11 protein-coding genes are annotated in these 12,901 nt (G+C 27.2%); 6 read left to right on the top strand and 5 right to left on the bottom strand.

Translation table 11 applies throughout. From position 1 onward, the window contains the following. The 6 genes from KGF52_RS17925 to KGF52_RS17900 form a co-directional block, all read left to right on the top strand. The coding region (locus KGF52_RS17925; protein WP_227841110.1) for a sensor histidine kinase at positions 1 to 943 on the top strand (943 nt) is incomplete at its 5' end. Continuing rightward, complete coding sequence (locus KGF52_RS17920; RefSeq protein WP_227841109.1) at positions 936 to 1,580, top strand: response regulator transcription factor; 645 nt, start codon at positions 936 to 938, stop codon at positions 1,578 to 1,580. The genes KGF52_RS17925 and KGF52_RS17920, both read left to right, overlap by 8 nt. 187 nt (positions 1,581 to 1,767) lie before the next feature. Then, a complete protein-coding gene (locus KGF52_RS17915) occupies positions 1,768 to 2,703 on the top strand; it encodes an ABC transporter ATP-binding protein (RefSeq protein WP_227841108.1) in 936 nt (311 codons plus the stop codon). A gap of 13 nt (positions 2,704 to 2,716) precedes the next feature. Next, complete coding sequence (locus KGF52_RS17910) at positions 2,717 to 3,814, top strand: ABC transporter permease (RefSeq protein ID WP_227841107.1); 1,098 nt, start codon at positions 2,717 to 2,719, stop codon at positions 3,812 to 3,814. 2 nt (positions 3,815 to 3,816) lie between these two features. Continuing rightward, entirely contained in the window at positions 3,817 to 4,881 is a 1,065-nt protein-coding gene (locus tag KGF52_RS17905) for an ABC transporter permease (protein WP_227841106.1), read from the top strand. Positions 4,882 to 5,124: 243 nt separating this feature from the next. After that, positions 5,125 to 5,622 carry a CarD family transcriptional regulator gene (locus tag KGF52_RS17900; RefSeq protein WP_227841105.1) on the top strand — a complete coding sequence of 166 codons (498 nt, stop codon included), beginning with the start codon at positions 5,125 to 5,127 and terminating at the stop codon, positions 5,620 to 5,622. A 122-nt stretch (positions 5,623 to 5,744) separates the two neighbouring features. Here KGF52_RS17900 and KGF52_RS17895 read toward each other — a convergent pair whose 3' ends face one another. From KGF52_RS17895 to brnQ, 5 genes are all read right to left on the bottom strand, one after another. Beyond that, a complete protein-coding gene (locus KGF52_RS17895; protein ID WP_227827159.1) occupies positions 5,745 to 5,993 on the bottom strand; it encodes a hypothetical protein in 249 nt (82 codons plus the stop codon). A 65-nt stretch (positions 5,994 to 6,058) separates the two neighbouring features. Then, on the bottom strand, positions 6,059 to 7,075 hold the full coding sequence (locus KGF52_RS17890) for an alpha-hydroxy-acid oxidizing protein (RefSeq protein WP_227841104.1): 1,017 nt from the start codon (positions 7,073 to 7,075) through the stop codon (positions 6,059 to 6,061). A 57-nt stretch (positions 7,076 to 7,132) separates the two neighbouring features. Further along, on the bottom strand, positions 7,133 to 7,900 hold the full coding sequence (locus KGF52_RS17885; RefSeq protein ID WP_227841103.1) for a ribonuclease HII: 768 nt from the start codon (positions 7,898 to 7,900) through the stop codon (positions 7,133 to 7,135). Positions 7,901 to 7,971: 71 nt separating this feature from the next. Beyond that, the gene (locus tag KGF52_RS17880) at positions 7,972 to 10,164 is read right to left on the bottom strand and encodes an adenosylcobalamin-dependent ribonucleoside-diphosphate reductase (protein WP_227841102.1); all 2,193 of its coding nucleotides are present in this window, start codon (positions 10,162 to 10,164) and stop codon (positions 7,972 to 7,974) included. A gap of 512 nt (positions 10,165 to 10,676) precedes the next feature. Next, entirely contained in the window at positions 10,677 to 11,972 is a 1,296-nt protein-coding gene (gene brnQ / locus KGF52_RS17875) for a branched-chain amino acid transport system II carrier protein (protein WP_227841101.1), read from the bottom strand. Positions 11,973 to 12,901: the final 929 nt, after the last annotated feature.

The raw sequence follows: 12,901 nt of genomic DNA, 5'->3' as shown, positions 1-12,901 counted from the left end.
GTATAATTATACAAAGACTTTTAATTCACTTTACTTTGTTCCTTTAATTTTGGACATATCATTTTTTATAAATGAAAAATACAAATACATATTATTGTTTTTCATTATAGTATCTTCTTTTATTATTAGTTTAGATAAAAACTTGTATCTAGCTTTGGAATCAAGTTCAATATTATTGATTATATCTATACTTTCTATATATATAGAAAGTGAAAATATATCTAAACTATACAATCAAAGCCTTTATGATAAACTTAGAATTTCTAAAGATAAATTAAAAAAATCTAATTCTGATTTAGAAATTTATGCAAGTTCTATAGAAGAACTAGCCATTTTAAAAGAGAGAAACCGAATATCTAGAGAAATACACGATAGTGTTGGACATTCTCTTTCTACAACAATAATACAGTTAAGTGCCATAGAAAAGCTCTTAAATGATAAGCCCGAAGTATCTGATTTAGTACATGAACTTAGAGAATTCGTAAATGAAAGTTTTCAAGATGTTAGAAGAGCTATCTCTGAGTTAAAGCCTATTGAATATGAAAATTATCAAAATTTGTTTAAAATTAAAGAACTAATTAAAAGCTTTATTAAGCTTACAAATATTAATGTAAGACTAACTATATCAAAAAACACTTGGAGCCTATCTAGAGCTCAGTCTATAGCTTTATATAGACTTATTCAAGAATCGCTTTCCAATGCATCAAGACATGGAAAAGCAAGTGAAATCAAAATTTTTATAACATTTAATCCTTCAAATCTTATAATTACGATTAGTGATAATGGTATAGGATGTGAAAATATAAAAAAAGGAAATGGAATTAACAGTATTAGCGAAAGAATATATGAACTAAATGGAAAAGTTGAATTTGATAATCACAATGATGGATTTACAATTAGAGCTTCTTTTCCCAAATTTTTAGGGGGTGATTTTTTTGAGTAAAATCAAAGTTCTTATAGTTGATGATGAAAAATTAATTAGGAAAGGTCTTAAGATTATATTGTCATCTTATGATGATTTGGAGATAATTGGAGATGCCTCTAATGGATATGAGGCTTTAGAATTTTGTAAGTCAAATGATGTAGATGTTGTTCTTATGGACATTAGAATGAATATTTGTGATGGTGTTTTAGGTACAAGACTTATAAAAGAATATGATGAGTCAATAGCACTATTAATTTTAACTACCTTTAATGATGATGAGTATATAAAAGATGCAATGAAGTTTGGAGCTTCAGGTTACCTTTTAAAAGACAGCTCTGATGAAGTATTGCATGAGGGGATACGCTCTTCATTTTTTGGCAATATTGTACTTGACAAAAATGTAGCTGAAAAAATCATGTCAGCTGAAAAAACTGTTGAACATGAGCATATTTCTAATATATATAATTTAACTGAAAAAGAAATATCCATAATTAAATTAATTGCACATGGACTTAGTAATAAAGAAATAAGTCAAGAATTATTTTTATCTGAGGGTACCATAAAAAATAATATAACTAATATTTTAGGTAAATTGGAGCTTAGAGATAGGACTCAATTGGCTATATTTGCTTTCAAAAATAAAATTGTAATATAGTATGTCAATAAAAAGTCTAAACTATAAACAAAATTTTCAAAAACTTAACTTATAATAAAGCTAAAACTATAAAGTGACTTAAGTCACTTTTTTTAGTGACTTATAGTAATAGAAATACACCTAATAATTCTTTATTATAATATTATAGATTTTTAAATTACACAAAAACATTTTGGGAGGGATTTTTATGGATATAGTTAAAGTAAATAATATAACAAAAAGATTTAATGATAAGTTAGCACTTGATAACATTAGTTTTTCTGTTAAAGAGGGGGAAATATTTGGGCTTATTGGCCCAAATGGTGCTGGAAAATCTACACTTATAAATATAATTACCAATCTTACTTTACCAAATAGCGGTAATATTCAAATAAATGGTGTAGATTTGTCAGCAAATCCTATGAGTGCAAAATCCATAATAGGATTAGTTCCACAAGAGTTAGCAGTTATGGAAACACTAACTCCTTTTGATAACTTAGAATACTTTGGAGCTTTTTATGGATTAAAGGGTAAGTTGCTTCAAGAGAGAATCAATGAAGCCTTGGAAGTTACAGGTCTAGCTGAAGTTAAAAAGAAAAAAGTGAAAAAATTATCTGGTGGTATGCAAAGAAGATTAAATATTGGGATAGCACTTTTAAATCATCCTAAAATATTAATATTAGATGAACCAACTGTAGGTGTTGACCCTCAATCAAGAAATCACATTTTTAATTTTATAAAAGATATATCTGAAAAGCAAAAAACTACTATTATATATACATCTCATTATATGGAAGAGGTTGAACATCTTTGTTCTAAAATCTTTATTATGGATGAAGGTAAAGAAGTTGCTTTTGGGGATAATAATTACCTAAAATCAATAGTATCTACAAATACAAAATTAATTATGGAAATAAAAAATATAAATGCTCAACTTATATTTGATTTAAAAAATATTAAAGGTGTTATATCTGTTTTAGAAAATACTTCAGTAGTAACATTAGATGTAGATAAAAACTTTCAGTTAACAGATGTACTTTCTGCTGTTGACAAAAACAATTCAAAAGTAATACGTATCTCTTATGAAGAACCTAGTTTAGAAGATGTATTCTTAAATCTAACAGGTAAAAATTTAAGAGACTAATGGGGGTGATTTTATGAAATTATATATAAGTGTAAAAACTATGTTAAAAGGTCTGAAAAGCTCATTCATGCTTAATTTGATATATTTCTTAGCTCTACCTCTACTTTTAGCTGGGTTCCTTGGAATGGTAACAGAAGATATGTTTCAAAATCCTATAAAAACAGAACCTATGTCAATTGTTGTATATGATAAAGATAATTCCAAATTATCAAATAATTTGACAAATTATTTAAAAGATGATTTATCTTCTGTATTAAAAATACAGAAAGATTATTCTGATGTAGATTTAAAACTTACAATACCTAAAGGATACGAAAACAATATTTTAAAGGAAAAATCAAATACTTTAAGTATAGAAAAACTTGGAACTAGAGATGACATAGCAGTACTACTTCAAAATATATTAAATACTTATCATGAAAAATTATATTTAAATAATTCTCAAAAACTAAGTTCAGAAGAGTTTTCTAAGTTGTTTAATAAGAGTTCTATTGCCAATTCTATAATAAAAAGTGATACTGAACAAAACTCATATGAATACTTTGCTTTAGTTTCATTAGGATTCCTTGTAATAATTTTTATAATGAATAATATTTTATCAAATTATATAGGTGAATCAAAAGGGCTTTCAAAAAGACTTTATTCTATGCCTATAACTAGAGTACAGTTTTTAATTTACGACTTTGTAGGTTTATGGATTTATTCATTTATATTTCTATTATTATATGTTTTATTCTTTAGGATACTTGGAATAACATTTAAAGGTAATCTTGCCACATTAACCTTAATATGTGCTATATCGTCATATTTTATGACTTCTATATCTACTTTTGTAACTAGTTTTTTTAGTAAAAAATATGGTACATTCATAGTCTATATATTACTTTTCTTACAAACAATTTTTGGAGGTATTTTTAACATGGTAAGTGAAGCTTTTAGTAAGTTTGTAAGTTTATCTCCAACTTATTTAATAGGAACTCTGTATAGTGATTATGAAAGTTTCAAGACTTTAAATTCAATAAGTAATTTAATTGTAACATGCTTAATTATTTCTACAATATTGATTATACTCTCTATTGTAAAAGAAAAATATAAATGGAGGGAGATTTAATAATGATTAGACTAATTCTTGCAAATATAAAAAGATATATAAAAAATCCTTCTCTTTTAGCTAGTATGGTCATGATTCCTATTATATTAATTGTTTCTCTTAACCTTTTTTCTAGTAAATCAGACAATCAATCAATGTATTTTTCTCCAGTAGCAGTTGTCTCTAACTCTTCAGGAAAATATGAACATAAATTGATAAATAATTCAAAGCTAAAGGAAAACACATTTAGATTAAATGAAGAAGATAAGGCTATGAACTTACTAAAAAATAATAAAGTTTCTGCAGTATTTGTTTTGGGCAAAAACTTTTCAACTGACATAGATAACTTAAAACGACCTGCTGTTAAATGTTTCAAAACTGAAAATGGTGGTGGTAGTCTTTGGGCAGAATCAGAAATAGAATCTTTTATCAATAATTCTTTAAAATCAAAAATAGATAAAAATATGGATGAAAAATTAACTAAAACAAGTATAGTTGATAATAAGCCTGATAAAAACACAGATTCATTTTTAACAGTTTTCTTAATATGTTATTTTATGTATATTAACGCAGCGTATCTTGCCTCTGACTTATTTACATTAAAAAAATCAAATGTTTTAAGGAGACTTATTTCTACAAAACATAAAGATATAAAAATAATTTTTAGTATACTCTTAGGGTTATTTTTTATTCAAGCAATTTTATACACTGTAATACTTGGATGCCTTACATTTGTTGGGGATTTTAAATTAACCCCAAACATATTAATGATTGTACTAGCAAATAGTTTTGTTTCCACTGGATTTGTATTTTGGATAGCTAGAGTATTTAAAAATGAAAGTTCTATAAGCCTTGTAACTACATTTTATTCTTTAATAGGTTTAGCTATATCTATATCTAGTCTGATACCATCAATGAGTGAATTATCATTTATGACTAATCTATCAAAGCTTACACCTTTTTACTGGACTATAAATGCCCTTAGAATCAATGATAGTATCTTAATAAATGTAATCGTTCTAATACTTATTGGAATAGTATTTGTAACAGCTGGAAGTTTTAAATTAAGAGATTTTGCAAAAAACTAATAATTACTAAATATAGTTAGTCTATAATTTTATACAATACTAACATAATATTTCAATATTTTAAATCATTTTATATTATATTTTTATAGTCAGTTTTATCTATCTTTGATGATAAACTTATTATTATATATTAATACCTTTGACTTGTCAATAGTTTTATGATATAATATTAATTATTAGATAATTAAAGCATTGTACCCCAATTGCAATATCTAAAATTCAGTTTGGAGGTATAACTAACATATGTATAATATTGGTGAAAGTGTGATGTATCCAAAAGAAGGAGCCTGTTATGTAAGTGATATTGTAACAAAGGAAATAAATAAACATATGCAGAAATACTATGAATTAACTGTCATTTTCAATAGCACTCTTAAAATTTCGATTCCCGTTTTGAATGCTGACAAGATTGGTGTACGTCCAATTATGAACGAAAATGAAGTTGATAATTTTATCCAATCAATTGATAAAATAGATGGTATATGGATTTTTGATAGAAAGCAACGGCTTAAATTATACCATGATAAATTTCATTCAGGAGATGTCTTTGAGATTGTAAAATTAATTAAGATGCTTATGATACAAGATTGTTCAAAACAATTATGTAGTACAGATAAGGACTTTCTAAATAAAGCTCAGAGATTTGCTTTGTCGGAATTAGCTGCTGCTCAATGTAAATCTTATACAATCGTATTGGAAGAAATGAAAAAACATATTCTAAATCCGAAAAGTAATAATTAAACCAGTCTTGAAGACTGGTTTTATTTTTTAGATTAATCATATTTATTACCATACTTTAACTTAGATTTCCTAAAAAAACCAAGTGTAAATCATATTACTGATTTACACTTGGTCAACAAAACCTAATCTTCCTCAAGTTCCTTTTTTTCTTTTAATAATACATTTAATTCATTTGCTTCTAAAATCTGTGCTTCTAGAGTGTCAAGTAACTCTTGTTGCCATTCCACACATTTATCTTTGTAATCAAAAGGTAGCGTTCTGTCAACTATGTACTTATCAATACATTCCTCCGCACTTTTAACTATTTGTTTTCTTTCATCAATAAATTTTTCCAATTCTACTAAGGCTTCTTCATAAGCTTTTTTACTCATATAAATTCCCCCTTTGTACAATTATTCTACATTAAAATGATTTTTCCTCTTTTTTGTATAAAAATTTATTTGTATATAACTTTTCCATCAATATCTTTTATAGTTTGACATCCAGTTAATATCATAGAACCACTTAATTCTGATTGAAGTTTATTTACATAAGTTTCTACACCATCAGTTGCTCCACCAAATGAAGCTGTTACAAAAGGTCTTCCTATTAATACTGCATCTGCCCCTAGACCTATCATTTTTAATACATCCAATCCTGTTCTAACTCCACCATCTGCAAGTATTGTAACTTTACCTTTAACAGCCTCAGCAATCTTTGGTAAAACTTCACATGCTCCTGGTGTACAGTCTAGTACTCTTCCTCCATGATTTGATACAACTATTGCATCTACACCTGCTTCAACTGCCATTAATGCATCTTCTACAGTCATTATTCCCTTTAATATAAATGGTAATTTAGTAGATTTAACTAATTCTTTTATTTGCTCAATGTTTTTAGGAAGCACTGGTTTTCCATGTAGCGATAAAGTTACTAAACCACAAGCATCTATATCAACTCCAACTGCAAACGCTCCAGCTTCTTCAGCTAGTCTTATCTTTTTTATAATATTTTCATTGTCCCAAGGTTTAATAAATACAATTCCAGCACCATTATACTTTTTAACTACATCTAAATTTTCCATTAAAAATGCATCTACTGCTGTATCTCCAACCATTGCATAGATACCACTATTGGCACATCCTGCTACTACTGGTTCTATGTAATCTCTTTCATTTATTTTTCCACCCATATTTAAAGTAGTTCCTGTTACTGGAGCTGCAAATATAGGAGAACTCATTTTTTTACCAAATATTTCTATAGATGTATCAGGATTTGAAACATCATGTATTACTCTCATATTTACTTTTACTTTTTCTAAGCTCTTACTATTTTCTATAAAAGAAGAACCACTTCCTTTACCTCCCATACCAGGTACTTCACCTGCACAGACAACTCCATTACAAACTTTACAAACTTTACAACTTCCATTTAAATTTTCTCTAGCATTTTTTAATAGTTCATTATAATCCATCTCTAATCCCCCATTAATTATAGTAATTTATATCGTATATATTATATCACATTATGTTTACAGTATATTTTTCAAGAAGCTTTTTCTATGTATAGGAGTTATCCCATGTTTTTCAATAGCTTCATAGTGTTCTTTTGTTCCATATCCCTTATGAGATTTAAATCCGTATTCTGGATATACTCTATCATATTGATACATTATACTATCCCTAGTAACCTTCGCCAATATACTTGCTGCTGCTATTGATATAGATTTTGAATCTCCTTTTATAATTGGATTTTGAACTATATCAATTCCTGGTATTGTCGCTGCATCAACAAGTAAATAATCTGGTGTTTGTTTTAAACAATTTATTGCTTTTTTCATTGCCATATATGTGGCATTTAATATGTTAAATTCATCTATTTCTTCGTTATTTACTATCCCTATTCCATAATCTAATGCTTCTTTTTTTATTACTTCAAAAAGCTCATCTCTTTTTGCTTCACTTAGTTTCTTAGAATCATTTACGCCTTCTATTTTTGTATTTTGCTTAAACATTACAACTGAAGCCACAACAGGACCTGCAAGTGGTCCTCTTCCAGCTTCATCAATTCCTCCAATATATAAATAGCCTTTACTATATCCTTCATTTTCAAACATATTTATAGTTTCTAATCTTTCTGCTTCTTTTCTAATATTGTCCAGCTTCTTGGCAAGCTTTATAGCCAGACTTTGAACAGATTTTCTTTCATCCACTCTTAATATTTCTATATATTCCATATACTTTTCAACTTCTAAAGTCTCAATTATTTCTTTAATCTCCCTCACACTTTTGTTCTGCATACTATCCCCTCATCTTTCACCTGTAAAAATATTATTGTCTTAAACATATTAAGAATCCACTAACTTAGAATTTAATTGCATCCACTATATCCACATTTTAAACATATACTACATCCACCTGTGTGTGCAATTCCTTCACTTCCACACTCAGGGCATACAAACTTTTCATCTTCTTCAAAATTTTTATTTTTTAATTCTTTGGATTTTTCTTCTTTATTATCTTTTTCTTCTTTATTATTTTTATAAGATTCTTTTTTATTATCTTCTTTTTTGTTATTTTCTTTATTATTTTCTTCTTTTTTTTCATTTATTAAGATTCCACTCCTTTTGCATCCATCTCTAAATATTGTCACTCCCTTAAGACCAGCTTCCCATGCCATAACATATATGTTAAAAACATCTTCAATTGTAGTTTCAAAAGGTATATTTATTGTAGATGATATAGAAGCATCAATATACTTTTGCCATACTTTTTGCATATTTATTCTTTCTTCATATCCTATGTTCATAGCAGTAACAAAAAAATCTGGTAAACATTCTTCATCTGTAATGCCTTTTTTATCCATATATTCTTTAACTATTGGAGTATATACTTTATAGTACACATCTTCATCATGTAAGCTTTCAGTTTTTCTTATATATGAAAGATTAAATATAGGTTCTATTCCTCCACTAATACCTATCATTGTAGATATAGAACCTGTAGGAGGTATAGTTAAGAGTTGTGAGTTTCTAAGCCCATACTTTTTAACCATCTCTTTAGTATCATCATTTAAGTTTTCTATAAAAAATCTAGATTTAGAAATATTTTCATATTTATACTCACTAAATGTCCCATATTCTTTAGCAATTAAAGCTGATTGTTTTACAGCTTCGTTAAGCATAGTTTTACCAATTAAATCACACAATTCTAAAGATTTATCAGAACCATATCTTATCCCCATCTTTATAAGCATGTCAGCAATACCCATTACACCTAAGCCTATCTGTCTATATTTGTAGACACTATCCCTTTGTTCTTGTAATGGATGTAAATTTAATCCCTCATCTAATACATCATTTAAAGCTACCACAGCTTCTCTAACACAAGATTTTAACTTATTAATATCAAAGGTAGCATGTTCCCCAAACGATTGTATTACAAACTCTGATAAGTTTATTGAGCCAAGCAAACAGCTTCCTCCACTTGGAAGTGGCTCTTCTGCACAAGGATTTACCCCTGAAAAACAAAAGTCCTTATCTTCACTCATAAGGTTATATGTTTTTATTTTATCCCAAAATAATATGCCTGGTTCTGCATAATCCCAGTTATTTTTAACAAACTTATTAAACAAATCATATGCATTTACTATCTTAACTATTTTTTCTCCAGTAGTTTCAACTTCAAACGTACAATTATACAGCTTTTTTTCCTTTACAGCTTGCATAAACTCATCTGTTACTCTTACAGAAATATTTGCTTTAGTAACCTTCTCCAAATCGGTTTTTATATCTATAAATTCCTCTATTTCTGGATGATTTACATCCATAGAAATCATAAGAGCTCCTCTTCTACCTCTTTGACCAATCAAACCTGTTGTCATGCTATAAAGTTCCATAAAAGACACTGCTCCAGTTGTATATTTTGCAGCATTATTTACTTTTGCACCTTTGGGTCTTAATTTTGAAATATCAATTCCAACCCCTCCACCATAACTAAAAGTTCTAGCAAGTTTTTTTGCAGTGTCAAAAATATCTTCTATACTATCTTTTGGTGGCTCTATCACATAACAATTAGAATAAGTTACTTTTTTACCTTCTTTATGTAAACCTCTATTTGCTAAAATTCTACCTGCAAATAAAAATCTCTTTTGTCTTATTAACTTTGATATCCTTGGACTGTTATTTGAAATTCTCTTTATCCATTCATCAAAACTTTCTCCATTATGCCTATACTTATTTTTCCATATTGATTTTTGTAATTCATCAAACTCCCAAGCCTTATGTCTTATTTCTGAACGCCTTTCTCTATATAATATGTAGTGTTTTGCTATATCTTTTCTATTTGATTCCATAAGTAATACTTCAACTATATCTTGGATTTCTTCTACAGATAAGCATTTCTCCATAGAATTATAATCATTAGCGATTTTTCTAGATATATCATATGCTAAATCTCTGTCTACTCCACCTTCACTATTTATACTAGCCTTATAGACAGCATCTTCAATCTTACTTTTACTAAAAAGTTCTTTTGTCCCATCTCTCTTTACTATGTACTTCATTTTTAGACCTCCAATAAATTAGTATTACATTAATACACCTATTAGTTGTAATTCTAAACAAACTTTTTTCTATATTTGTATGTTTTCATATTAATTATCTTACACAATATATATTATACTATTTTATATTCAATATAACACGCTTTATAGTTTTCTCAGTTAAGTAAATGAACTTTCTATATTCTAAATATCTTCTATTAAAAACTTAAAAATAATATAAAAAAGTATATAAAAGTGTAATTATACTCTTATATACTTTATTTTTTTATAAATTTTATCATTTTTTACTCCATTATTTACCATTAAAATTAATAATAAATTCTTTATATTTTACATATCATAAATATTATTTGTAAATATATATAACAAAGTTCAACCTAACAATAATCTATCTTTAATCTACTGTATTTTATATTCATTTACATATAAAGTTTTACATATCAAAAAGGAATTGCCTCCTAAATGATTTTAATCACTTTAAGGCAATTCCTATATGTATTAATTATTCTTTATTATTGTACAGCTTTACTACTTTGAGATGGAATAAAGTTTCCTATTATTCCTGCTATTAAAACTGGAACTACCCAGTTAAATCCTAATGAAGCTAATGGTAAGCTATTAACTAGAGGAATATTTACACCAAAGCTTGTTGCAACTGTTAATACACTTACTAACAATGCCATATATGCAGCGCATTTGAATACGTTGTCATTTTTAATTTGATTACTAAATAATGCTAGTATAACTAGAGTTATAGTTGCTGGATATACCATACTTAATATAGGAGAAGAGAATTTTATTATTGTACTTACTCCAAAGTTTGATATGATTGCACTAAATACACAAACTGCTATAACTATATGCTCATATTTTAATTTTCCATTTGTAAGTGTTGAGAAATACTGACCTGCTGCTGAAGAAAGACCTATAGCTGTTGTTAAACATGCTAATGCAACTATAATAGCCAATAGAATCTTACCTGTATTTCCAAGTAATGCTGCTGTTATTGAAACTATTAAAGCTGTTTGTTGAACATCTTGTCCATATATTTCAGATACAGTTGCTCCAAGGTAACATAATCCACCATAAACTAGTGCCATACCTATTACCGCTATAACACCTGCACTTACTGTAGCTTTCATCTTTTCTTTTTCACCTGTATATCCTTTAGATATTACTGACATGATTATAATTGATGCAAATACACTAGCTGCCAATGCATCCATTGTTTGATATCCTTGAGTTATACCTTCTGAAAACACATTTTGTATTAAAGAAGCATCTCTTATGTCTCCTAATGGAGATACAATACCTTTAACTATCAATACTGCTAAAGCTATAAGTAAAGCTGGAGTTAAAATTGATCCAACTATATCTACAACTTTTGATGGTCTTATTGTTAAAATCAATACTATAGCAAAGAATACTATAGAGAATATTACTGGGCTTATTCCTGAACCTATTGTAGGTAGTATACCCATTTCATAAGTTGTTGCTGCTGTTCTAGGTATTGCCAAAAGTGGCCCTATACAGATTACCATTGCACATCCTAGTACAATACTTAATCCTTTACCAGCTCTTGAAAACATTTTTGATGTGTCTCCATTGAACTTAGTTGCTGCTATAACTGCTAATAATGCCAAACCACCATCTGCGAAAAGGAATCCTATGAAAGCTACTAGCCAGCTACTTCCGGATAAAACTCCTAGATATGGAGGGAATATTAAGTTCCCAGCACCAAAAAACATTGCAAATAGTGCAAATCCAATTACAATTACATCTTTAAACTTGATTTGTTTCTCACCCATTTAAAGCACCCCCATTTGAATTTTACTACTTTTTATTACATTTTACCAAAAAATAAGTCCAATCTCTTCTTAAATGAAAACCTTTTGACGAGATTTTATTTAATTATACATTTTTGACTTAAACTTGTCAATTATGTTTCATAATTTATAAAATCTTCGCAATATTTAGTACAACTTTCTTAATTAAATAAAATTAACATGTATACTTTAAACATAGATGTTTTTTTTATTTTTATTTAATTTTTCTTGACAAAATTAAAACTTTTAAATCATCTTAATTGTATGACTTTTCGAATTATTTGCATTGTTCCAATTTATATTGCTTTATAGACAATATTAATGTATGCATCACTCTCCTTTTTATTTGTGTATAATCTTTTAAGTTCAATTTAAATTTTAAATATTTAAATATTTTGTGTTTATTATATAATCTGAAAAAAAAGCAGTCAATATGATTTTTAATTTTTTTAATTTTCAAAATTATGATACCTAGAAAATCGTTTTCCTTTTGTCATAACTTCTATTTACGTTAATTCTTGTAGTATTTTGTATTTATTTTGCTAAACTCACTATTAATTTTACTGAATTTCAATTCTACACTTATAAACTTTTTACTTACTAGAGTACCTTCAAGTCATTTTTTCTGAAAATTTTTTATTATGATTTATTGATTTATTTTTCTTCATAAAAACTATATTATAAGTTCCAACTTACTAAAACTTTGCAGTTGCTAGTATTCAAGTTATTCTACTTATTTTTTAGAATTTAATGAATAATCTTAATATGAACTAATTAGAAAACAATTTAGTAATTTACATAAGTTATTTATACGTTCAAATGCCTTAAATTTCATTTTATTATTTTATTATTGTCACAATTTTATTTATATAATATTTTTGTAAAAGTCAACTAATACACATATATTAACT

Origin of the sequence: Clostridioides sp. ZZV15-6597, assembly GCF_020657815.1 — a bacterium.
GTDB lineage: Bacteria > Bacillota > Clostridia > Peptostreptococcales > Peptostreptococcaceae > Clostridioides.
This window is presented reverse-complemented; position numbering and strand designations above follow the sequence as displayed.